This is a genomic window from Arthrobacter sp. Y3223166 (assembly GCF_059090935.1).
Window position 1 is genome coordinate 16,477 of the sequence record NZ_JBNHGE010000018.1, and the last position, 21,823, is coordinate 38,299.

At 65.7% G+C, this 21,823-nt stretch carries 22 protein-coding genes; 3 read left to right on the plus strand and 19 right to left on the minus strand.

Features of this window, described 5'->3' with window-relative positions; all coding sequences use genetic code 11:
* Positions 1-75 precede the first annotated feature (75 nt).
* The 12 genes from ftsX to prfB form a co-directional block, all read right to left on the minus strand.
* Positions 76-990 carry a permease-like cell division protein FtsX gene (gene ftsX, locus AC5RUH_RS09895; RefSeq protein ID WP_493979072.1) on the minus strand — a complete coding sequence of 305 codons (915 nt, stop codon included), beginning with the start codon at positions 988-990 and terminating at the stop codon, positions 76-78.
* Entirely contained in the window at positions 987-1,688 is a 702-nt protein-coding gene (gene ftsE / locus AC5RUH_RS09900) for a cell division ATP-binding protein FtsE (protein WP_493979073.1), read from the minus strand. Before ftsE ends, ftsX begins: the two co-directional genes overlap by 4 nt.
* 117 nt (positions 1,689-1,805) lie before the next feature.
* Positions 1,806-2,747, minus strand: a complete 942-nt coding sequence (locus AC5RUH_RS09905; RefSeq protein WP_494128470.1) for an alpha/beta fold hydrolase — start codon at positions 2,745-2,747, stop codon at positions 1,806-1,808.
* Positions 2,744-3,496 (minus strand): 3-hydroxybutyrate dehydrogenase, encoded by a 753-nt coding sequence (locus AC5RUH_RS09910; RefSeq protein ID WP_494012472.1) that lies wholly within the window; start codon positions 3,494-3,496, stop codon positions 2,744-2,746. The genes AC5RUH_RS09905 and AC5RUH_RS09910 overlap by 4 nt, the downstream gene beginning before the upstream one ends.
* Positions 3,489-4,130: a TetR/AcrR family transcriptional regulator gene (locus AC5RUH_RS09915; protein ID WP_494128471.1), complete on the minus strand. Its 642-nt coding sequence runs from the start codon at positions 4,128-4,130 to the stop codon at positions 3,489-3,491. Before AC5RUH_RS09915 ends, AC5RUH_RS09910 begins: the two co-directional genes overlap by 8 nt.
* Positions 4,127-5,722 (minus strand): class I adenylate-forming enzyme family protein, encoded by a 1,596-nt coding sequence (locus AC5RUH_RS09920; RefSeq protein WP_494128472.1) that lies wholly within the window; start codon positions 5,720-5,722, stop codon positions 4,127-4,129. The genes AC5RUH_RS09915 and AC5RUH_RS09920 overlap by 4 nt, the downstream gene beginning before the upstream one ends.
* Positions 5,719-6,945, minus strand: coding sequence for a branched-chain amino acid ABC transporter permease (locus AC5RUH_RS09925; protein WP_494128473.1), 1,227 nt, complete (start codon positions 6,943-6,945; stop codon positions 5,719-5,721). Before AC5RUH_RS09925 ends, AC5RUH_RS09920 begins: the two co-directional genes overlap by 4 nt.
* Positions 6,942-7,817 (minus strand): branched-chain amino acid ABC transporter permease, encoded by an 876-nt coding sequence (locus tag AC5RUH_RS09930; RefSeq protein ID WP_494128474.1) that lies wholly within the window; start codon positions 7,815-7,817, stop codon positions 6,942-6,944. Before AC5RUH_RS09930 ends, AC5RUH_RS09925 begins: the two co-directional genes overlap by 4 nt.
* Positions 7,814-8,746, minus strand: coding sequence for an ABC transporter ATP-binding protein (locus AC5RUH_RS09935; RefSeq protein ID WP_494128475.1), 933 nt, complete (start codon positions 8,744-8,746; stop codon positions 7,814-7,816). Before AC5RUH_RS09935 ends, AC5RUH_RS09930 begins: the two co-directional genes overlap by 4 nt.
* Entirely contained in the window at positions 8,743-9,507 is a 765-nt protein-coding gene (locus tag AC5RUH_RS09940; RefSeq protein ID WP_494128503.1) for an ABC transporter ATP-binding protein, read from the minus strand. Before AC5RUH_RS09940 ends, AC5RUH_RS09935 begins: the two co-directional genes overlap by 4 nt.
* A 115-nt stretch (positions 9,508-9,622) precedes the next feature.
* Positions 9,623-10,828, minus strand: a complete 1,206-nt coding sequence (locus tag AC5RUH_RS09945) for a substrate-binding domain-containing protein (protein WP_494022779.1) — start codon at positions 10,826-10,828, stop codon at positions 9,623-9,625.
* Positions 10,829-11,092: 264 nt separating this feature from the next.
* A complete protein-coding gene (gene prfB, locus AC5RUH_RS09950) occupies positions 11,093-12,211 on the minus strand; it encodes a peptide chain release factor 2 (RefSeq protein WP_494128476.1) in 1,119 nt (372 codons plus the stop codon).
* A 290-nt stretch (positions 12,212-12,501) separates the two neighbouring features.
* On the opposite strand from prfB, the gene AC5RUH_RS09955 reads away from it, so the two are divergent.
* Positions 12,502-13,845: a S8 family peptidase gene (locus AC5RUH_RS09955; protein WP_494128477.1), complete on the plus strand. Its 1,344-nt coding sequence runs from the start codon at positions 12,502-12,504 to the stop codon at positions 13,843-13,845.
* Between the two features lie 149 nt (positions 13,846-13,994).
* Here the strand turns inward: AC5RUH_RS09955 and AC5RUH_RS09960 are convergent, their stop codons facing one another.
* From AC5RUH_RS09960 to AC5RUH_RS09985, 6 genes are all read right to left on the minus strand, one after another.
* A complete protein-coding gene (locus AC5RUH_RS09960) occupies positions 13,995-14,408 on the minus strand; it encodes a hypothetical protein (protein WP_494128478.1) in 414 nt (137 codons plus the stop codon).
* Between the two features lie 49 nt (positions 14,409-14,457).
* Entirely contained in the window at positions 14,458-17,028 is a 2,571-nt protein-coding gene (locus tag AC5RUH_RS09965; protein WP_494128479.1) for a CAP domain-containing protein, read from the minus strand.
* 470 nt (positions 17,029-17,498) lie between these two features.
* The gene (locus AC5RUH_RS09970) at positions 17,499-17,747 is read right to left on the minus strand and encodes an HNH endonuclease (protein ID WP_494128480.1); all 249 of its coding nucleotides are present in this window, start codon (positions 17,745-17,747) and stop codon (positions 17,499-17,501) included.
* Positions 17,748-18,311: 564 nt separating this feature from the next.
* Positions 18,312-18,722 (minus strand): hypothetical protein, encoded by a 411-nt coding sequence (locus AC5RUH_RS09975; protein ID WP_494128481.1) that lies wholly within the window; start codon positions 18,720-18,722, stop codon positions 18,312-18,314.
* Positions 18,723-18,732: 10 nt separating this feature from the next.
* Positions 18,733-18,939: a hypothetical protein gene (locus AC5RUH_RS09980; protein ID WP_494128482.1), complete on the minus strand. Its 207-nt coding sequence runs from the start codon at positions 18,937-18,939 to the stop codon at positions 18,733-18,735.
* A gap of 199 nt (positions 18,940-19,138) precedes the next feature.
* Positions 19,139-19,942, minus strand: a complete 804-nt coding sequence (locus AC5RUH_RS09985; protein ID WP_494128483.1) for a fibronectin type III domain-containing protein — start codon at positions 19,940-19,942, stop codon at positions 19,139-19,141.
* Positions 19,943-20,302: 360 nt separating this feature from the next.
* Between AC5RUH_RS09985 and AC5RUH_RS09990 the strand changes: the two genes are divergently transcribed.
* Both AC5RUH_RS09990 and AC5RUH_RS09995 read left to right on the plus strand, forming a co-directional pair.
* Positions 20,303-20,641: an alpha/beta fold hydrolase gene (locus tag AC5RUH_RS09990; protein ID WP_494128484.1), complete on the plus strand. Its 339-nt coding sequence runs from the start codon at positions 20,303-20,305 to the stop codon at positions 20,639-20,641.
* Between the two features lie 34 nt (positions 20,642-20,675).
* Positions 20,676-21,281, plus strand: a complete 606-nt coding sequence (locus AC5RUH_RS09995) for a 6TM ABC transporter family protein (RefSeq protein WP_494128485.1) — start codon at positions 20,676-20,678, stop codon at positions 21,279-21,281.
* A 52-nt stretch (positions 21,282-21,333) separates the two neighbouring features.
* On the opposite strand, the gene AC5RUH_RS10000 is transcribed toward AC5RUH_RS09995, so the two are convergent.
* Entirely contained in the window at positions 21,334-21,747 is a 414-nt protein-coding gene (locus AC5RUH_RS10000; RefSeq protein WP_494128486.1) for a pilus assembly protein TadG-related protein, read from the minus strand.
* Positions 21,748-21,823: the final 76 nt, after the last annotated feature.

The following is a 21,823-nucleotide window of genomic DNA, read 5'->3' on the forward strand; positions in this document are numbered from 1 at the left end:
AGGCATTTCTTCCGCGGTTTAGTACGGCTCACAGCCTGGCTCCCCAATGTCAAGTTCTGTGCACGTTTCATGAGTCTAGACCTTAAGGTAGCGGCGCAGGGTCAAAAGGGACGATATTCCGGCCAGGACGGCGCCCAGCAGCACCAGCGCGGGACCTATCACCAGCATGGTGCTGGAGGAAATGAAGGCCGTGTCGGGGTATTGGCTGGCCAGCCAGCCGCCGATGAAGAAGTGCGCCACGGCCCACAGCGTGACCGAGGCCAGCAGCGCCCCGAGCACGGCGGCGATCACCCCTTCCAGCACGAACGGCAGCTGGATCACGGCCTTGGAGGCACCGACCAGGCGCATGATGCCGGTTTCCCGGCGCCGGCTGAAGGCGGAAAGCCTGATGGTGGTGGCGATCAGCAGGATGGCGCAGACAATCATGACGACGGCGATGCCCACCGCCACGAGCGAGGCGATGTTCATGACGCTGAAGACCTTTTCCAGGATCTCGCGCTGGTCCACGACTACTTCGACGCCGGGCAGCGAGGAGAAGATCTCGTTGATGACCTCGTACTTCTGCGGATCGACCAGCGAGACGCGGAAGGACTCCGGCAGCTGGTCGGCCGTCACCGAGTCCACGATCGGCGAGTTCGCGAACTGGTCGCGGAAGTGGCCCAGGGCATCGTCCTGCGACTCGTACAGGTAGGTGTCCACGTACTGTTCCACGGCCGGACTGGTCAGCGTGGCCTCGATTTCCGCACGCTGCTCGTCGGTCACGGGGCCGGCCGCGCAGCTGGCCGTCGTCGAAGTGTCGACGCACAGGAAGATGGCCACCTGGACCTTGTCGTACCAGTAGCCCTTCATCTGGTTGATCTGCATCTGCAGCATGCCGGCCGCGCCCACGAAGCTGAGCGAAATGAAAGTCACCAGCACCACGGAGACCACCATGGACAGGTTGCGGCGCAGGCCGGAACCGATTTCGCCGAGGATAAAAGCCAGCCTCATTTGGCCTCCTCCGGTTCGCCCAGGTAGATGCCTTCGGACTGGTCGCGCACCAGCACGCCGTCGCGCAGCTCGATTACGCGCTTGCGCATTTCGTTCACGATCACGTTGTCGTGCGTGGCCATCACCACGGTGGTGCCGTTCTGGTTGATCCGGTCCAGCACCTTCATGATCCCCAGCGAGGTGGTCGGATCCAGGTTGCCGGTGGGTTCGTCGGCCAGCAGGATCCCGGGCTTGTTCACGACGGCGCGGGCGATGGCGACGCGCTGCTGCTCGCCACCGGAGAGCTCGTGCGGCATGCGGTGGTCTTTGCCCTCCAGGCCCACGGTCTTGAGCACTTCGGGCACCGTCTCGCGGATCACCGCCCGGCTGCGCCCGATCACCTGCATGGCGAACGCCACGTTGGCGAAGACTGTCTTGTTGGGCAGCAGCCGGAAATCCTGGAACACCACGCCGATGCCGCGGCGCAGTTTGGGCACGCGCCAGCTGGGAATGTTGGCCACGTTCTGGCCGGCGACGTAGACCGAGCCGCGGGTGGCGCGGTCTTCTTTCAATACCAGGCGGATGAACGTGGATTTCCCGGACCCGGACGAGCCGACCAGGAACGCGAAGTCGCCGCGGTCGATCTCCAGACTGATCTTGTCCAAGGCCGGACGAGAGTTCTGGTCGTAGATCTTCGTGACGTTATCGAATCGAATCATGACTACTTTGTGCCTCAGGCCGAGGACGAGGGCTTGTGCTTGGGGGAAGAAACCTCAGCCTCTCGACTATAGGCACGCAGTCTTGAGTTTATCCTGCAGCTTGTTCGGTGTGTCGTTTCACCCGACCGGCCCCTGGCCCGCGGCCCATCCCGCCGCCCGGCCGGCCATGGCGTCGCGCACCGCATTGGCCACCGCCGCCGCGCCCGGGCGGTCCATGACGATGGTGTAGTGGTTGGTTCCGGCGACCTCGCGCACCCGCAGCGCCGGCAGCCGGCGCGCCCAGCCGTCCACGTATCCGGGCGTGTACAGGCCCGCGTCTTCGTTCAGCAGGCCGCGCGGGGCCCGCAGCAGCACCGCCGGGACAGCGAGTGATTCCAGCGCGTCCATCAGGACGGCGCCGCTGTTCAGGTCGGCGGTGTCGCGGGCCATCGCCTCGTAATTCGTCGCCGGCCGCAACAGCGGCGGCTCACCGGCGAGGTCGTAGTCCACGTAGTCCTCCACCAGCGCGTTCCAATGCTCGGCGAACGCCGGGTGCACCCGCCAGAAGTCCCGGTACGCCTCCCGGGTGGGGAACGTCGCGGCCAGCCGTTCGGCGGCCGGGCCGAGCACCGACTGGATGACCTCCTCGTCGCTGAGCCCCGCCGGCACCTGCAGCGGCAGGCCGCCGTCGACGAGCACCAGGGACTCCACCAGCCGCGGGTGGCGCCGGGCCAGCACCACGGAGGCGAACGCCCCCATGGAATGGCCGACGACGACGGCCCGGCCCACGCCGTGCGCCGCGAGCACCTCCGCTAGGTCGTCGGCGTGCGCGGCCATGCCGAACGGGCCGGGCAGCCCGTTGCTGCGCCCGCGCCCGCGCAGATCCGGGGCGATCACCCGCACGCCGTCGAGCTCCTGCGCCAGCAGGCCCCAGGTGCGGTGGGAGGCGGTCACGCCGTGCACGGCCAGGATGGCCGGCGCCTCGGCGTCCCGGGGTCCCCACACGCCGGTGCGCAGGGTACCGCCGCGGACCGGCACGTCCAGGGCGGCATAGGGCAGGGCTGCGGGTTCGGCGCTCATCGGCTGGACCATCCGCCGTCCATCGTGTAGGACGCGCCGGTGACCATGCCGGCGTCGGGCCCCGCGAGCCAGCACACCAGCGAGGCCACTTCGTGCGGCTCGACCAGGCGCTTGACGGCGCTTTCGGTGAGCATCACCTTCGCCACCACTTCTTCCGGCGGCAGCTGGTGCATCCGGGCCTGGTCGGCAATCTGCTTCTCGACCAGCGGCGTCTTCACGTACCCGGGATTGATGCAGTTGCTGGTCACCCCGTGCGCGCCGCCCTCCAGCGCGGTGACCTTCGAGAGGCCCTCCAGCCCGTGCTTGGCGGAGACGTACGCGGATTTGTAGGCCGACGCCCGCAGCCCGTGCACGGAGGAGACGTTGATGATCCGGCCGAAACCGCGCTGGTACATGCCCGGCAGCGCCGCGCGGATCAGCAGGAACGGGGATTCGAGCATCAGGCGAAGCATCAGCCTGAAGGCCTCCGGGTCGAACTCCTCGATGGGGTTGATCCGCTGTATCCCGGCATTGTTGACCAGGATGTCGGTGTCCACCGCCGCCGTTTCCAGCGCCCGGGTGTCGCTGAGGTCCACCTGCCACGGGACCCCGCCGATCTCCTGCGCCACCCGTTCGGCGGCCGCGCCGTCCAGGTCGGCCACGGTGACCTTCGCGCCGCGGTCGGCCAGGGCCCGCGCGCAGGCCTCGCCGATGCCGCTGGCCCCGCCGGTCACCATGGCGCTGCGGCCCGTCAGAGTCTTCTCAGCCATGGGTGGGTCCTTCCGTCGTCTGCTGTCCGGGCGCCAGCGCCCGCTCAATGAACTGCATCATCTCTTCGAATACGTGGTCGGGCACTTCCCGCGGGACGGGCTGCGCACCGTCGTCGTCCTCCCAAAGCACCCACCGCATGCCGATCAGTTCGCCGATGCCCATCAGCGCCCACGCCGCGACGTTCGGGTCCATCGGACGGACCTCGCCCGTGGCCTGCGCCGCCTTCAGTCCCTCAATGTAGCCGTTGACAATGCGCGTGTAGTGCATCCGCAGGGCGCCGGGCGACACGAACTCCGCCTGCCGGATGATCCGGTAGAGCGCGGGGTGTTCGGCGGTGAAGCGGAAGAACGCCTTGAACCCGGCCCGCTCGGCCTCCAGCCGGTTCTCCGCCGACTTCGCCGCCTCGGCCATCGCGTGGCGCACCCGCCGGTTAAGGTCCTCGACGACCTCGTCGAAGACGGCCTGCTTGCCCTCGAAGTAGAGGTAGAAGGTGCCCAGCCCGACGTCGGCCTGCTCGGTGATCTTGACGATCGAGGCCTCGTGGTAGCCCACCGACGCAAACACCGCTTCGGCCGCCTCCAACAGCTTGGCCCGCGTTCGGGTGCCCCGGGCGGTGCGTGGTGCAGCGCTCATGATTCCTGCTCCGATCCTGCGGTCAGCGGGTGGCGGCCGGGGCGGACGGCGGCCTCCCGCAGCCTCCCCCGGACCACCTTGTTCAGTGCGGTGCGCGGCAGCGCCGGCACGAAGGCGAAGCGGCCGGGGACCTTGAAGGCGGCCAGCTGCGCCCGGCAGTGCTCGGCCAGTTCCTCGGCGTCGGTGATCCGGCCCGGCCGGACCACCACGTAGGCCAGCCCGGTCTCGCCCCAGCGTTCGTCGGGAACCCCGACGACGGCGGCCTCGGCCACCGCGGGATGCGAGAGCAGGACCTGCTCCACCTGGGCCGGGGCCACGTTTTCGCCGCCGGAGATGTAGAGGTCCTTGATCCGGTCCACAATCCGGAAGAAGCCGTCCGCGGTGCGTTCGACCAGGTCGCCGGTGCGCAGCCAGCCGCCGGCGAGCGCCGCCGCGGTGGCGTCCGGGTTCCGGAAGTAGCCGGCGAACACGCCCGGCCCCGAGACCAGCAGCTCACCGGTGGCCGCCCCGTCGAGGATCTCGCCGGTGGCCGGGTCCGCTACCGCCACGCTGACGTGCGGGTAGGGCTTGCCCGCGTAGCCGATCATGGAGGCCGCGTCTTCATTGGGCAGGCAGAGCACGTTGGGCGAGGCCTCGGTCAGGCCGTAGCCCTGGCTCAGGGCCACGCCCCGCTTGTGCCAGATCCGCAGCAGCGGCGCGGGCATCGACGCCCCGCCGACGATCGCGTGCTGCAGGCTGGACAGGTCGGCGGACGCGAAGCCGGGGTGCTCGGCCAGCAGGGCGTACTGGGTGGGGACGCCCATCATGGTGGTGACCCTGCGTTCGGCGATCAGCTGCAGCATCCGGCCGGCGTCGAACGTGCGTTCCAGCACCACCGTGGCGCCGGTCCACCAGGCCAACAGCGGCTGGATGTTCCAGCCGCCCACGTGGAACTGCGGCAGCGCGGCCAGCACCACGTCGGAGCTGGAGAGCTCCATGGTCCGCGACAGCGAGAGGTTGGTCCAGAAGCAGTTGGCGTGCGTGAGGATGGCGGCCTTGCTCGGCCCCTCGGTACCGGACGTGAAGATCATCAGGAGGGCATCGTCGTCGCGCACGTCCCGCTGCACGGGCGCCCCGGTGCTGTCCAGCCGGCGGGTGGGGCCGGGCACGTGCCGCTCCACCCCCGAGGGCCCCAGCGCCGCCGTGCGCGGCGGCAGCGGGAGCATCGTGGCGGCAGCGGCGGCCAGCGCGTCGAACTCATCCTCCACCAGCAGCAGCGCCGGGTCCGCCAGCTGCAGCTGCTCGGCGATCTCCCCGGGCGACAGCCGCCAGGACAGCGGGACCAGCACGAGGCCGGCCTTGGCGCAGGCGAAGAACAGCACCACGTGGTCGGCGGAGTTGCCGGTCAGCGTGGCGATCCGGTCCCCCACGCCGTACCCGGCGGCGCGCAGGCCCGCGGCCAGGGCGACGGCCCGGGCATCGAGGTCGCGGTAGCGCAGGCTGACCCCGCGGTCGTCGATCGCCACCCGGTCGGGGGTGGACACCGCGCGGTCGGCGGTCCAGCGGCCGAGGGTATGGAGGCCGCCGGCGGGCGGATGGGGCTGCAGGTTCACTCGGCTTTCTCCAGGATGTCGCGCTGCCGGGCGGCTGCCTGGCGGCGCTGGCCGCGGCTGAGGGTGGCCCGCTGCACCGCGCCGGTGATGCCGCCGGGCAGGAACAGGACCACCAGGATGAACAGTGTACCGAGGATGAACAGCGGCTCCGAAAGCGGGATCCGCAGGATGTCCGGCAGGTTCGCGATGGCCTCCGACTGCGCCAGCGCCGTCAGCCGCTGGTCCAGCAGCGTGTAGAAGACGCCGCCGATGACCGCTCCCCAGCGCGAGCCCACGCCGCCGAGCACCACCATGACCAGCAGGGTGATGGTGAAGTCGGCCGAGAGGCTGCGCGGGACGGCACCGGACTGCAGCAGCAGGTAGACCATGCCGACCGCCGAGGCCAGCACCCCGCCGACCACGAACACCAGCAGCTTGACCAGGTAGGGCTGCAGCCCGATGACCCGCACGCGCAGCTCGTTCTCGCGCACCGCCGCGGCCACGTGGCCGGCCCGGCTGAACTGCACCCAGCTGACGACGGCGAAGACCACCAGCAGCACGATCAGCGCCAGCCAGTACAGGTTGCGGGTGTTGGCCACGCCCAGCAGGGCCTCGGGCAGGTTCTCGGTGGCCAGGGTCAGGCCCTCTTCGCCGCCGGTGGCCTGGCCGGGGTTGCGGCCCACCAGCACGTGGCCGGCCTCCGCGAAGGCCAGGGTGACCATGGCGAACGGGATGCCCGTCACGCGCAGGCCGACCGCGCCGACCACGTGGGCCAGAACGATGACCAGCAGCAGCGTCAGGCCCATGGCCGGCAGCAGCGGGATGTCGAACGTGTCCAGGATGACGCCGAGGCCGTAGACCCCGGCGCCGAAGTACAGCGCATGGCCGAAGGACAGCAGGCCGGTGACACCGAGCAGCAGGTGGTAGCTGAGCGCCGCGGCGGCCATCAGCATGCACATGGCGATCAGCTGCAGTGAACCCGGGGTGTAGGTGGGCCCGGGCAGCACGCCCGGCAGGGAGAGGTTCAGCAGCGGCAGCAGGGCCAGCAGCACCACGGCCGCTCCCCCGGCGGCCCACTTGAGCAGCCCGCGGACCCCGCCGGCAGCAGCCCCGCCGTCGTTCCTGCCCGTCCGTCCGCGCCGCGGCGTCCTGTCTCCGCTGCCCGGGGTCTCGGGGTGCCCGGCGGCTGCGGCGGCAGGATTCGGCTGCGCGTCCGATTGCGGGTCGGTCTTGCTGGTGGTCATGATTTCCTCCCGAGCAGGCCGGAGGGCCGGAAGAGCAGGACAAGGGCCAGGGCCACGACGACGACGAAGTCACCCGTGCCGTTGAGGTAGAAGTTCGCGAACTGCTGCAGCAGCGCCACCACCACCGAGGCGATGGCCGCGCCGGTGAGCGAGCCCAGGCCGCCGATCACGGTGACGATGAAGGCGAAGATCAGCAGCGATCCGCCCAGCAGCGGCGAGACGTAGCCGAAGTAGTGGCTGGCCAGCACCCCGCCCAGGCCGGCCGCGGCGCCGCCGATGGCGAAGACCAGCGTGAACGCCTTGCGGACGTCAATGCCCAGCGCGGTGACCATGGAGCGGCTTTCCACGCCGGCGCGGATGATCATGCCGTAGCGGGTGCGCTTGAGGAAGAACACCAGGCCCAGCAGCACGAACACCGCCGCGATGATGGCCACGAAGCGATCGTTCGCGATGTCGGCGCCGAAGATTCTGGTGGTCTGGCTGAACCATTCGGGTCCGGAGATATAGACCGGGTCGGTGCCCCAGATCCCGTCGAACAGCGCGACCGATGCCAGCGAGAGGCCGACGGTGACCAGGACCTGTTCGATGTGCCGCTCGTACAGCTTGCGGATGAGCACGAACTCGGTGAAGGCGGCGAACAGGGCCCCCACGACGGCGCCCACCAGGAGGGAGCCGAGGAAGGTCCACCAGTTGTCGGCGCCGGCGCGGCGGGCCACTTCCCAGCCGGCGAATGCGCCCAGGGTCAGGAAGGAGCCGTGCGCGAAGTTCAGCACGCCCATCAGCCCGTAGATCAGGCTCAGCCCGGAGGCCACCAGGAAGTAGAGCGCGCCCAGGCCCAGGCCGGTGACGGTCAGCAGGACGATGGTACTCACTTGTGCACCCCGTTCGGGTCGGTGCCGGTCTCAGAAAGGGATACGGCGGCGGGGGCCGTGTCCCGGCCGTCTGCGCCGGCGGCGGGGCCGGCCTCGTCGTCGTGCCCGCCTTCGGCGTGGACGCCCAGCAGCCGCTGGGTCAGGTCTTCGTTGTCCAGGAAATCCAGCGCGCTGTCGGTGGTGTGGACCACCCGCCCGCCGGACAGCACCACCGCGCCGGCGGCCAGCTGGCGGACCACCTGCAGGTTCTGCTCCACCAGCAGGATCGGCACCGTTGCGGCGGCCCGCTCCAGCGTCTCGGAGACTTCCTGCACGATCTTGGGCGCCAGGCCCTTGGTCGGCTCGTCGATCAGCAGCAGCTTGTTCTCATTCAGCAACGCACGCGCCAGCGAGACCATCTGCTGCTGCCCGCCGGAGAGCGTCCCGGCCATCTGCGAGGCGCGCTTGAGCAGGTCGGGAAAGAGTTCCTCCACCAGCTGCCGGCGCGGGGAGGCGTCCCGTTCGGCCAGCCGCAGGTTCTCCGCCACGGTCAGCTTGGAGAAAACCTCGCGGTCCTCCGGGACGTAGCCCACGCCGCGGCGGATGATCTTGTAGGTCGCTTCCTTATCGATCCGCGTGCCGTCCAGCGTCACGCTGCCGCTGCGGGAGATCAGCCCGATGATGGCCTTGATGGTGCTGCTCTTGCCCACGCCGTTGCGGCCCAGCAGGGCGGTGATTCCGGTGGCCGGCACGGAGAAGCTGACGTTCTCCACCACCTGCTGGCCGGCGATGTGCGCGCTGAGCCCCGCGACCTCCAGCACCGGGCGGGCGTGGCGGTCCGGCCGTGCCGCGGCCTGCGACGTGGCCGCGGCGGTTGCGGTGGTCGTCGTCGCAATGGGCGGGGCAGCGTCCTGCGGCGCGGCCGCGCGGCGTTCCGGGTGCTGGCTCATACGGGTTCTCCCAGGTAGGCGCTCTGGACGGTGGGATTGGCCATCACCGCGTCCGGGGTGTCGATGGCCAGCAGCTTGCCGTGGTGCATGACCGCCACGCGGTCGACCAGTCCGAGGACCACGTCCATGTGGTGCTCGACCATCATCACGGTGCAGCCGCGGTCGCGGTGCATCCGGCGGATGATGGCGCTCAGCCCCGGCACGTCGCCGGAGGCAACTCCGGCCATCGGTTCGTCGAGCAGGATGACCGAGGGGTTGCCGGCCAGGAGCATGGCGATCTCCACCTTGCGCTTGTCGCCGTGGGCGAGGTCGCTGGCCGCGGTGTGCAGCTTGTCCTCCAGCCCGACCTCGGCCACGTTCTGTTTCGCGGCGGCGGTGGCGGAATCCGTCCGCGAGGGGAACCGGAAGACCGTGACGCTTCCGCCGAGGGCTGCCTGGGCCGCGAGCCGGACGTTTTCCAGCACGCTGAGCCGCGGGAACAGGCTGGAGGTCTGGAATGTCCGGCCCAGGCCGGCGCGGGCGCGGCTGTGGATCGAGGCCGACGTGACGTCCTTGCCGTCGAGCGTGATGGAACCGGCCGTCGGCTTCAGGACGCCGGAGATGAGGTTGAACAAAGTGGTCTTGCCGGCACCGTTCGGTCCGATCACGCCGACCATCTCTCCGGTCGCGACGGAGAATTCGACATCCTCGAGGATGCGGGCGCCGCCGATCTGCAGGCCGAGGCCCTGCACCGTGAGCGCGGGCTGATCTGGGGAGGTCATCATGTCACTTTCTGTCCGGTCGAGGACCCTGGCCGCGGGCCGGGGCGCCGCCGCCGTTAGGTCGGCGGCGCCCCGGTACTGCAGCAGTGCGGGCCTGCCTGTGGTTGTGCTGCGGTTACTTGGCTTCCGGCGGAGCCACCGCGTCGGCCGGAATGGCCTTGATCAGCTCAGGCACCCACTCGCCGTCCTTCTCCACCAGCTTGGCCTGGTACATCTCCTGCAGCAGCGCGTGGTCGGAGGCGCGGATGGTCGTCTCGCCCTTGGGCCCTTCGAAGCTGTAGCCCTCCAGCGCCTCGACCATGGCGTCGACGTCGTTGCCGCCCTCCTTGACCGCCTGCACGATCATCTGGCCGGCGACGAAGCCGTCCGGGGTGAAGAGGTCGGCCTTCTTGCCTTCGGCCTCAACGCTTTCGATCATGGCCTTCTCCACGTCGTTGCCGGCAGCTCCCGGGAAGTAGTGGTTCAGGAAGCTGATCTTGTCCGAGGCCTTGCCGTAGGCGCCGAAGGTCGCGGCGTCGCCCAGGCCGGTCACGATCGGGGCGGCGTCGAACGCGCCCTGCTGGCTCAGTGCCTGCCACATGGATCCCGACGTGGCGCCGGCCCAGGCCACGAAGACCAGATCCGGCTTGGCGTCGATCAGTTGGCGGGCGAACGGCGTGAACTCGGTGGCGTCTTCGGGTACCAGCACGTCATCGACTTCGGCGCCCTGCTCGCCGAGGACGGCTTCGACGGCGGCGAGGTTGCCCTGGCCGAACGCGTTGTCCTGGCCGAACACCACGACCTTCTTGCCCTTGAGGTCGTCCACGAAGGTGCCCGCGGTTGCGACGTCCTGCAGGCTCTGGCGGCCGGAGCGGAAGGTGTAGTCGTTGATGCCCTGCAGCGCGTCGGTGGCGGCGGGGCCGGAGATGTAGAGCACCTTGTTCTGCGCGGCCTGCTCCGCGAGCTTCAGCGCGATGCCGGACACCACGGTGCCGGCCAAGATCTTGTAGTCCTTGCCGATCAGGTCCTTGGCGACGTTGACCGCCTTGTCGGGGTCACCGCCGTCGTCGTGGTAGGTCAGGTTGAGCTTGGTGCCGTTGACCTCGCCGGTGCCCTCGGTGGCGTAGTCGATGCCCGCCTGGAGACCCTGGTAGTAGGCCGCGCCGTAGGCGGCCAGCGGTCCGGATTCGGAATAGACGATGCCCACGTTGATGCTCTCGGGGGCGTTGCCTTCCTCGCCGGCCGCTCCAGCGGTGTCGCCGCCGGCGGTCGGCGCGCACGCGCTCACGGTCAGTCCGGTGACCAGCGCCGCGGCCATCAGGAACTTCTTCGTTGCCTTCACTCCGATGCCTTTCGTTGAAAAATCTCTTGAGGAGTAACTCTGGAACTGTCTGAACCTGATGGTCAGGCCCCCAACCTGAAAGGTGATTCAGATTACGGCAAATCTATGGTGTGGCTCACAGAGGTGTCAACAGTCGCGCCGGGTCGCGAAGGTCACGATTCGGTTGCAGGCGGCTGAGGCCCGGGTGCAGGCGCACGCCCAGACGACAAAAGCCCGGCCGCTCCTGGTGGAGCGGCCGGGCTTCGCGCAACAGAGAAGTGGCGGCTAGTTTTCCGCGTTGCGGTTGTTGGCGCGCCAGCGGATGCCGGCGTCGATGAAGTCGTCGATTTCACCGTCGAGCACCGCACCCGTGTTTCCGACCTCGTGTTCGGTGCGCAGGTCCTTGACCATCTGATACGGGTTCAACACGTAGGAGCGCATCTGGTCGCCCCAGGACGCCTTGACGTCGCCGGCGAGCGCCTTCTTCTCGGCGTCCTGCTGCTCCTTCTGCAGCAGCAACAGCCGGGACTGCAGCACGCGCAGCGCGGCCGCACGGTTCTGGATCTGCGACTTCTCGTTCTGCATCGAGACCACGATCCCGGTGGGGATGTGGGTCAACCGCACGGCGGAGTCGGTGGTGTTCACCGACTGCCCGCCCGGACCGGACGAGCGGAACACGTCCACCTTGATCTCGTTGTCCGGGATGTCGATCGAGTCGGTCTGCTCAATCAGCGGGATGACCTCGACGGCGGCGAACGAGGTCTGCCGCCGCCCCTGGTTGTCAAAGGGGCTGATCCGCACCAGGCGGTGCGTGCCGGCCTCCACGGACAGAGTGCCAAAGGCATAGGGTGCCTTGACCTCGAATGTGGCCGACTTCAGCCCGGCCTCTTCGGCGTAGGAGGTGTCCAGCACCTGGGTCGGGTAGCCATGGCGTTCGGCCCAGCGCAGGTACATGCGCATCAGCATCTCGGCGAAGTCGGCGGCATCCACTCCCCCGGCGCCGGAGCGGATAGTCACCACGGCCTCGCGCTCGTCGTACTCACCGGAGAGCAGCGTGACGACTTCGAGTTCAGAGAGCGCCTTCTTGAGCGAGGTCAGTTCGCTGGCCGCCTCGGCCATGGAGTCCGCGTCGCCGGCGTCCTCCTGGCCCAGTTCCACCAGGACTTCCAGATCGTCGATCCGTGCCGCCAGTTTCTCCAGCCGTTCCAGTTCACTCTGGCGGTGCGAGAGCCTGGAGGTGATTTTTTGCGCCGCGGCCGGGTCGTCCCACAAGTCCGGCACGCCCGCCTGCTCGCTCAGCTCGGCAATATCTTTGCGGATCGCCTCCGCGTCGGAGACGGCTTCAATGGAGTCATACGTGGCGCGCAGAGCGCGGATTTCAGCGGGAAAGTCGATCTCAGCCATGGTCCTCCCAGCCTACGCCATGGCGGGGAATCCTCTGTCCCGCCAAGACGGCGCCGGACAGCCCCTAGCTCAAGCGCGGGCGCGTGCAATAACCTTTGGAGAGTGCGGGATGCAGGTGCCGCGTATGGGGTTGGGGCCTGATCTAAATCCACTTATTGGGGGAGGCTGCAATGCCCAGTCAAAGTCACGGATCCGTTCAGAGCCTGCGGAAGAGGCAGAAGCCCGAAAGCCGGCGCGAAGGCCCGCGGTCAACCACGTCGCGAAGAATCCTGGGGGCTTTCGGCGCGCTCGTGCTGGCCGCAGCAACCGCCGTCGCCGCCGCCGGACCAGCCGCCGCCGAACCTGCTGCCGCTGGGGCCGCCGTCGCGGGCGCCGCCGCCGCGGGAGAAGAACACGGCTACACGGTCGTCCTCAAGGACAGCATCGGGAATGTCGATTCCACCGCCACGGCCCACGGGGAGAAGTACGGGTTTACGCGGTCCAACACCTACGAACACGCGCTGAAGGGATACTCCGGCACCATGACGGCATCGGAGGCGCAGCAGCTCGCCGCCGACCCGGCCGTTAAATACGTTGCGCCCGAGCGGGAGTTCGCGTTGCCGGAAAACGTGGGCGGCGCGAATAACGGAACCAGCGGCGCCGAATTCCTCCCGCCCGGGTGGTTGCGGGTCGGCGGCACAACAGAGGAGGCGGCCGAGGACGGTCGGCAAATTACGGTCAACGCCGCCGTGATCGACACCGGTATCGACAGCACCCATCCGGACTTGAACGTGCGCGGCGGGGTGGACTGCTCGTCCGGCACTCCGGTCGAGGTAGCTCCCGTCGACCTGTTCGGGCACGGAACCATGGTCGCCGGGATCCTTGGCGCGAAGAACAACAACGCCGGGATCATCGGCACCGCGAGCGGCGCCCCGCTGTGGTCCGTCCGGGTTATCGCAGACGACGGCACCATCACAGAAAGTGCCCTACTCTGCGGCGCCGACTGGGTGGTCTCCACTCACACGGACGAGGACCCGGGCAACGACATCAGGGTGGCGAACATCAGCATCGGCAGCCCCGGCCAAGAGCAGGGAACCTGCGGCAACGGGGTCGATCCCCTGCACCAGATGATTTGCCAAGGCGCCGAGCAGGGGGTGGTCTGGACGGTCGCCGCCGGCAACGAGACCGCGGACTTCTCGAACACTGTTCCGGCCGCGTATGACGAGGTGCTCACCGCCACCGCCATGGCTGACTTCGACGGCCGCCCCGGCGGTACGGCAACAGCGAGCTGCAGCGGATACCCTTTTCCCACCCCCGACGACGAGTTCGCCCTCTTCTCCAATTTCGCCACGCAGCGTGCCGACAAGGAGCACACCGTCGCCGCTCCCGGCGTGTGCATGACCTCTACGGTGCCGGGCGACCGGTACGCGAACTCACACGGCACCAGCTTCTCCAGTCCGATCGTCGCCGGTTCGGTGGCTCGGTGCCTGGAGAGCGGAGTCTGCCATGGCGATGGGACGGCCGTGATAGAGCAATTCCGCGCAGCGGCCGCGGAGTACAACCAAGAGAATCCCCAGTATGGGTTTATCGGTGATCCCCTGCGACCGGTCCCGGGCCGCTACTACGGTTACCTGGCCACCGCGACGCCCTTCTAGGGAACAAGCAGCGGATGTGCCAGTTAGCCGCCGAGGACTGGCACTTAAACGGGCAAAAACAGGAGCCCGCTCCGTCCAGGGTCCGGCCGCGTACTCGCGGCTGACGGCAGCCCCGATGCATTTTATAGTCACGTCTGCCAGCGTCGGGGTCAGCGTCTGAGTTCCGAGCGCGCGTCGCTGGAGACGGTAACCGGTATACCCGCCGGAATCAGGAAGTTTACCACCGGCGGCCTAACGACCGCACTCAGCGTGCTGCGCAGTCTGGAACGGACACCGCGGGCTAAGTTGACGAATGTCGGCGCCACCAATTCCAGTTCCGCCCCGCCCCAAGGTGAGACTTTCTCCAAAGCCTCTGCTGGCGTCCCGCTGCAGTCGGGGCGCCACGCCGTCTGTACTTCCTGTCTGAGCCGCAGGAACTCCGCAACTGTCTCGCTAAAAACCCGCCGCTTCTCGTTGCGCAGCCACTGCTGGTGCTCTGTCCGCTTGTTTAGCTTGTTTCCGAAGAAAGCTTGACGTCGCAAAAACAGGCGGTGCCACAGCTTGGATCGCTGAATATCGAGCAAATCTGTAAGGGTCTACCCGCGCATGCGCAACAAAAATGGCCGCCGGGGGTCAGCGCTTGCGGAAATCATAGGACCACGAAGTCTTGCCCGATAGCCTGTAGTTGGATGACGCGGCGTGCGCCGTGACCCTGATAATCCTGTTCTTGGCGTTGTGCATGCCAGCCTTGGCGATTTGTCCGTTGACCTTGTAGGTAATCCCCGTTTTCTTCGGAATCGTGTACTTTCCTGCGGTGGTCTTGTAGAACTGCGGAGAGGAAGTGACAACCTTCTTGCGAAAGTCATAGACCCACTTCGCGACCCCCGACACCTTGTAGCCGGTGGTCGCCTTTACGGTGATGGTCGTGTGCTTGCTGCCAGCGCCGTAGGTTCCGGCCCTTTTCAGGGCGCCGTTCGCGTAGTATGCGATGCCGGTCTTCGAAGGAATCGTGTACTTACCGTTAGGATGGAACACTGGCTTGGTCGCTGTCACGGCAGTCGGTGCGAAGTTGTACTGCCACGATGCAATACCAGTCAGTGCATACCGGTCGGAAACGGCCTTCGCGGTGACGGTGACGCGGCTGGTACCGCCGCTGTATGCGCCAGCTCTCACTGCCTTGCCGTTGACCAGATAGACAACGCCGATCCGGCTGGGAACGGTGTACTTGCCGGTGGTCTTGGTGAAGACCGGGGCGGCCGGTGTGACCTTAATCCGGGAAAAATCGAACTTCCACGAGGCAGCGGAGCCCGACAGGCTATAGCCGGTGTCTGCCTCTGCCGTGACAGCGACGGCAACCCAGCCGCCGCTGTGAGTGCCAGCTTTCACAGGCTTCCCGTTGACGTAGTAGGTCACGCCGGTGACAGCGGGGATGGTGTACTGGTTAACGACATGGTCGAAGACAGGTGCCTTCGCGGTGACGGGGGAAGGAGTGAAGTCGAAGCTCCACGAAGCGCTCCCGTTCAGGACATGGCCTTTGGCTGCGGCTGCCGTGATGGTGACCTTGCCGGTGCTTGAGTAGGTACCGGCTGCCTTGACTGCCCCGTTGACGGAGTAGACCACGCCAGCGGTATCGGGGACCGTGTACCTGCCGGTGCTCTTCGTGAAAACTGGGGCTGCCGGGGTTACCTTGATTAGTTCAGGGACTGCCTCAGTTTCAGAGAAGTCGAAAGCCCACTCTGTTGTGCCGGTCAGGGCATAGCCGTATGCAGGTTTGGCGACTATCTTGACCAGAAATTTCCCGGCCGTATGGGTTCCCGGCTCGTATGGCAGTTTGCTGTGGTTTACGAAGTACTCGACTCCGGTGGCTACCGGAAGCTCGAAGGTGCCGTTGGCGCTGTTGAAGACCGGCACCGGGGCAGCCACTTCCACTGGAGAGAAGTCAAACTTCCATTCAGAAGCGCCCTGAATCTCATACAGGTGGGGGTTTGAGGAGATAGCCTTGATGCTTATGATTTTGGCTTCGGTGTAGGTGCCCACGGGGGTCGGCACGCCGTTGACCAGATAGGTGACGCCGTAGGTGCCCGGGATGTTGTACGAGCGCCCCACGTTGCCGATGTACGGCGCGGAAGGGGTCACCTTGGTTAGGGACAGGTCGCGGGTCCATGAGGCGGTGCCGTTGAGGACATATCCTGCCTTAGCGGCAGCGGTGATGCTGATCTGCGCCTTGGTGCTCGGGTAGGTGCCCGGAGCCGTTACGGTGCCGTTGACCGAGTACCTTACACCTTCAACGATGGGGATGGTGTAGGCGTTGGTTTCCGGGTCGAAGGACGGGGCGGTGGGACTAACTTCCTGCGGAGTGAAGTTGAACTCCCACTCGGCTGCGCCGGTGATCTTGTACCCGCTCATGGAAGTGGCTCGGATGATCACGTTGGCGCTGTTGCCCGGGTAGGTGCCCGGTGCGACGAGGCCGTGGTTGACGGTGTAGTTGACGCCCTCCACCTCAGGAATTGTGTACGTGCCGGTTTCCCGGTTGAATACGGGTGCCTGCGGGGCCACTTCGACCATGACCGGTTCGGGGATGGCGGTGCCGCCGTTGAGCGCCTCTTCGGCATCGACGTAGGTTTCCGGCATCCAGAACGGCTGGTGGAAGAAGTTGATGGTCGAGTACATCGTGAACCGGTTTTCATTGGCTCGCGGGTCCTCGTTGTTCGTGAAGGACAGGCCGATGCCGACCGTGTTCAGGTCGGGGTTGCTCATGACCGCGTTGTGGCTGGGCGAGTCGACCCACTGCTGGAAAATGGCAGTGGGGTTGCGGTCCCAGCGGGCAGCGATGATTTCTCCGACACCGGTCCAGCTGTGGAATCCCCGATCAATCTGATCCACGTATTCGTTGGTTTTGTTGTGCTGGAAAATATCATTGCCAGCCATGTGATCGGTCCAGCCCTGAGCCATCTGGGCAACGTAGACGTTGTAGGTAACGGGTTCCAGACCCTTAGCGGCACGAAACTCATTCAGCAAACGGAAAATTGCGGTGATGTTCGCACGCTGGCTCGCCTCGTCTTCAACAATGGCCGCATTGGCGCCGCTGTAGAAAGTGGGCACCATGAGGGTGACGGCGGTGGCACCATTGGCGGTGGCGGTCACTGCGCCGAGCGCGATCGCCGATGCGATGGCAAGGGCTCCTAATGGTCGTCTGGTCTTCATCTCTGTTCCTTCTAACTAGTCTGTCAGAGCGAAGAATTCATCCGCCTAGGAACACATATCGGCTATTTATCGGGCGCTGTTAGCACGTAAGAGAATATGAACGCGGCCGGTCCACGTCGCCACATCGATCGGTTTAATATCGGCAAGCGTTCCGGTAAACATCTAAAAGGTGAGTCGATTGCTAGGCGCGAGACTAAACTGCCCATCCTCGTCGTCCGGCAGATCAGCAATGGGCGGCGCGTGCCCTAGGTGATGCTCCGATAATCTTCGGACTCCCTCATCAGCGGGTGAACGGCCTCCATGTTCTCGGAAGGTTCATCAAGATGCACTATGGGGGAACGGTCATTAAATTGCGGAGCGGTCTGCTGTAGATAGGTAAGGCCACGGAGGGGATCAGCGTCCGTGTCCCGGCGGTGCGCGGTCGAAGCCTCAATTTCCTGCTAGGACAGTCGAAGGCCACTGGTCGGTGTCTAACTCCGTTTGGCCTCCACAAGCTCAAGTAGCTGTGCCGGAGTCAGCCACGGCCTGCCACGGTGGATCATTCGATGACAGTTCGAACACAACAGCGCCAGATCGGCCAGCCTCGTCCGCACCTCCCCGGATACATGCAACGGAAGGATGTGGTGGATTTCGATAAAGTCCTGCCCGCGCGGCCCATAAGTTGCTTTGAAGTCGAAGGAGCACACATCGCAGGCGATAGCCCGTCCAACGCGCTTCACTTCCTCAATCTTTCGCGCACGGAGCTTGCTGCTGCGCTCCCGCCGCAAGTTGCGGGCGAACAGGACCCGACCCTCCCCTGCTTCGTCCTCAAATCCTTCGAGGTCCGCTGGCCGGGTTTCGCCCCGTTGAGCTCCTCCCTAATCGCGCGGGCCGCCGCCCGCATTCGGCCGGGGTCGGAAAGAAAGTCGCGCAGCACTTCGTGTAGCTAGGGCAGTACGCCACAAGTGTGCCTCACCAATGATGCCTCACGGCACCGACAGTTCTTGCCACTGGAGGCTCGCTGACGCAACGGATGCTGGGTGGAACCGCGTTGAGCGCGGACCGCTACTGCATGAAGCTCGGCTGGCAAAGAAGAGCGGGTGCCATTGGCATGACTAAGGCCGACCTGGAGGACGAGTTGATGCTCCTCACGCGGTGTTCGCAGGAGGACCTGATGGAGATGCCGGTCTGCGCCGACGCTAAGAGGAGGGGCTGCTCAGACGAGTCTCTGCTAAGGCAAGCAACAAGATCCACGCTCTGGAACCGTATTGGTCTCTAAGCGGCTTTCAGTCGTTTCTGGAGCTTTAGCCCCGCATCTCTACACGGTCTTGGAGCTCGTACCAGCGGCAGGTCTCGGTGGTAGTGAGCTGCTCCCCCGTGTCGTGCGTCAATGTCCAACTCAGCGGGGCTTCGTAGGCAATGCGGTCGTACGGGAGCTCGATCTTCTCCACTGCGCCAATGAACTCTGTGGAGCTGATTTCGTAATACTTAGGGGCAACACCCGCGATCTCCCTAGCTGCGTTTCGTGCCACTGCTTCCAGATGCTGGACGCACTTCTCTTTCACGCTGGCAGCGAGAGTTGCCTCCACTCGTACCACGGGTTTCGGCGTGGGCGTATAGGCGTACGGGTTCTCCGTCTCGCCTGCACAGGCGCTAACTGTCGCCAGTAGAACTGCTGCCATCATTGTTGCGCGCGCCACGGACTTGAGACTCATGGTGAAAAGGTTATTCGAGCGGCGGTGTTACGCCTGCTTCGTCGAGTTCTTCTTCACAACCTTCTTCTTGGCAGGTACCTTCACCGATGACTTCTTCATGGTGACCTTTTTGGCGGCTGGCTTTTTGTTCGATGCCTTCTTGCCCACGGACTTCTTCTTCGCCACCTACTTGACGGACTTCTTCGCAGTGGCGGCACCGTTGCTGAACGCGACGCACGTTCGCTGCGTTGCAGCCTGTGCCGATCCCGCAGCCAGCAGGCCGCCAACGAGGATTAGTGCAGTCCCTAGCGCTGCTGTCAATGCTTTCACTCTGCCCCCAACTTTTCACTGTATGTACGTAGAAGCCCCTTCTGTTCCCTATATAGGAGACGGTCGGGGCTTCCTGTTGTTTATGGGCTGTAGTCCTGTACGTGTACCTACCGCTTCGTCGTAACTGACTTCAGCACGTGGGCAGAGGACGTTATGTACTTACCGTTGCTGGACTCGGCGTTGGCTCGTACGTGCACTGTGTATGAGGTGTTCTGCTTTAGTCCCTTGATGGTCTTCTTTGTTCCAGTCACATGGAAGGTCTTGATTGTCTTGCTGCCCTGCTTCACGATGACCGTGTAGCCAGTGAGCTTCCCAGTGTAGGAGGGCTTCTTCCATGTTGCAGTGAGAGAGCTGCGGGCAGTGGATGCCTTGAGAGAGGAGGGCTTGCTGACCCTGACTGTGGAGGCGGCACTGAGCTTGGTCTTCGTGACTGTCGAAGATGTCGAGCTCGCCTTGGTCTTGCCGTTGGTGGAGACGGCATTAGCCCTTACGTAGACGCGGTAGGTAGTCCGCTCCCTGAGCTTGGTGAAGCTGGCTTGGGTTGAGGTGGTCGTGACTGCCTTGACCGTCTTAGTGCCCTGCTTCAGCGTGACGGTGTAGTTGACCAGCTTTCCGGTGACGGCAGGGCGCTTCCACATGACGTTCAATGCGTTGGAGGTGGTGGATGCCTTCAATGAGGAGGGCTTGCTGACGGACAGCTTAGGACCGGGAGCTGGGGCGGGTTCCGTGTCAATATCCGATCCCGGATTGACTACGAAAACACCTCCGTCATCGCCGGGACCATCGTCTTGAAAGTCGAAGCATGCTTCTGCACCGTTGGCTGCAACGTAGCATTCCCTTGCCGCGTGTGCCGATGGAGCCATCACTGCGTTCCCGCAGAAGAGAAGCGATGCGGCCAGTAGAGTCGTCACTGTTCGCATAATGCTCCGCATATTGCCCCCGATGCCTTGATGAATCTGCTTCGGGGAAGTCTGCCACACCAACGGAATTTTGTCGCACACTTTGTATCAATTTAGGACGACAACTAGTTCCGCCGCATCTCACTCGGTCTTGCAGCTCGTACCCACTGCACCCCTCTCAGTGGTGGTCGATTCTCCCCATGTCATGGGTAGATGTCCAAGTCATCGGGACCTCGTAAGCGATGCGCTTATATGGCAGTTCGACCTTCTCCACTTCGCCTAAATACTCATGGGCGGTGATCTCGTAGTGTTTGGGGACAACGCCTGCGATCTCCCGCCCCGGAGAAAATGATCGCGGCCTCAGGAAAGAGCATGCCTGAGGCGGACCAGGCGGTCGCAGCCCGGTCCGAAGCCGCGCCGCGGTTCGCCGCCTTCCTCGCGGACGCCATGCGGCAGGGCACGGGCGGGGTACGCGATGACATGAGGCACGCTGCCTCGCCTTGGAACTTCATCCTCGACAGCCCTGGCGTCCCGGCGTTCATCTGGCACGGGACGCTGGACCTGAATGTTCCGGTGGCGGCGGCCCGCTGGCTCGCAGAGCAACTGCCCTCCGCCCGACTGCATCCGGTAGAAAGCGGCGGACACATTTCCGTGCTTGATGCCTCCGCCGAAACGGTCCTGCAACAACTATCCCAGGAGGCGCTCCGGTAACTGCACGGCAGCGCCGGACATTTGCCGAAGCCGCTTGGAACGCTCGAGGCGTTTCCTGACCGGCTACGGCGCAGCGTCGGCCGCACTGGCCCTGCTGGACGTCGTCGCCCTGGGACTGATCGCCGCGCTCCTGCCGGCCCTCGTGGGCAGCTCCGACGCCGAACTGCCCCTCGTGGGAAACGTCGCCGAAAACGGTCTGGCCCTGCCGTTGCTGGCCTTTATCTGCCTGCTGATCGTGCTCAAGGGAGTGCTGGCCGTCCTGCTGCTGCGCTTCGCCACCAAGCGCTTCGCCCGGCACGAGGTGGCCATCGGCGACCGCCTCTTCGCCGCCTACCTCGCCTCCCCGTGGGAGAAGCGGGTCGGCCGCAACTCGGCCGAGATCGTCCGCTCCGTGGACGTGGGCGTGGGGATCACCGTTTCGGGTGTCCTGATGCCGGCGATGAGCCTGTTCGGCGAGCTGGGCACCCTGGTGGCGGTCGTCGTCGTGCTGTTCGTGGCCCAGCCGCTGATCGCGGTGGTGACGATGATCTATCTGGGCCTGGTGGTGCTGCTGCTGGCGAAGGTGATCTCCCCGCGTGCCGTGGCGATCGGCCGGGAAAACCGGGAATGGTTCAACGGCCGCGCAAAGACCCTCTACTAAGCCCTGGGCTCGCTCAACGCAATACCCGACCGGGGCGCCTTCCCCGTCGCCTTCAGCGTCTGAGTTCCGAGCGGGCGTCGCTGGAAACGGTGATCGGTATGCCTGCCGGAACGAGGAAGTTGACCACCGGCGGCCGGACGACGGCGCTCAGCACCACGTGAGCCGTGCGCTGTTCCGGGGAGCCGGTGTCGCCGCCTAAGGCTAGCTGGTCAAACCTCCCGTAAGCACCCGTGTCGGACAAGTACCGCGAGACGGAGCCCCTTACGGACCCGTCGTCCAGCGTTGGCACGGGCGTCCCGGAACCGGTCTCGACGTCGGCCAAGGCGAAAGTGTCCGCGGCAGCCAACGCGGCCCCGTCCGCAACGGACAGCAGCTTCTTCCGCTCGACATACACGGCGGAGGCACCCATCACCACGGTCAGGATCAATAGGCTCAGCAACACAAAGCCGATGAGCAGAACCAACACCTGCCCCTGATCAGCGGTTCCGGCCCTTCGGATTCCTGCGCCGTTAATGCAACGGGCAGTCCGGGCGCCTGAAGGT

Coding starts and splice junctions, on each gene's coding strand:
- ftsX (WP_493979072.1), bottom strand. CDS start 990: ATGAGGCTGGCTTTTATCCTCGGCGAAATCGGTTCCGGCCTGCGCCGC.
- ftsE (WP_493979073.1), bottom strand. CDS start 1,688: ATGATTCGATTCGATAACGTCACGAAGATCTACGACCAGAACTCTCGT.
- AC5RUH_RS09905 (WP_494128470.1), bottom strand. CDS start 2,747: ATGAGCGCCGAACCCGCAGCCCTGCCCTATGCCGCCCTGGACGTGCCG.
- AC5RUH_RS09910 (WP_494012472.1), bottom strand. CDS start 3,496: ATGGCTGAGAAGACTCTGACGGGCCGCAGCGCCATGGTGACCGGCGGG.
- AC5RUH_RS09915 (WP_494128471.1), bottom strand. CDS start 4,130: ATGAGCGCTGCACCACGCACCGCCCGGGGCACCCGAACGCGGGCCAAG.
- AC5RUH_RS09925 (WP_494128473.1), bottom strand. CDS start 6,945: ATGACCACCAGCAAGACCGACCCGCAATCGGACGCGCAGCCGAATCCT.
- AC5RUH_RS09935 (WP_494128475.1), bottom strand. CDS start 8,746: ATGAGCCAGCACCCGGAACGCCGCGCGGCCGCGCCGCAGGACGCTGCC.
- AC5RUH_RS09940 (WP_494128503.1), bottom strand. CDS start 9,507: ATGACCTCCCCAGATCAGCCCGCGCTCACGGTGCAGGGCCTCGGCCTG.
- prfB (WP_494128476.1), bottom strand. CDS start 12,211: ATGGCTGAGATCGACTTTCCCGCTGAAATCCGCGCTCTGCGCGCCACG.
- AC5RUH_RS09965 (WP_494128479.1), bottom strand. CDS start 17,028: ATGAAGACCAGACGACCATTAGGAGCCCTTGCCATCGCATCGGCGATC.
- AC5RUH_RS09975 (WP_494128481.1), bottom strand. CDS start 18,722: ATGAGTCTCAAGTCCGTGGCGCGCGCAACAATGATGGCAGCAGTTCTA.
- AC5RUH_RS09990 (WP_494128484.1), top strand. CDS start 20,303: ATGCCTGAGGCGGACCAGGCGGTCGCAGCCCGGTCCGAAGCCGCGCCG.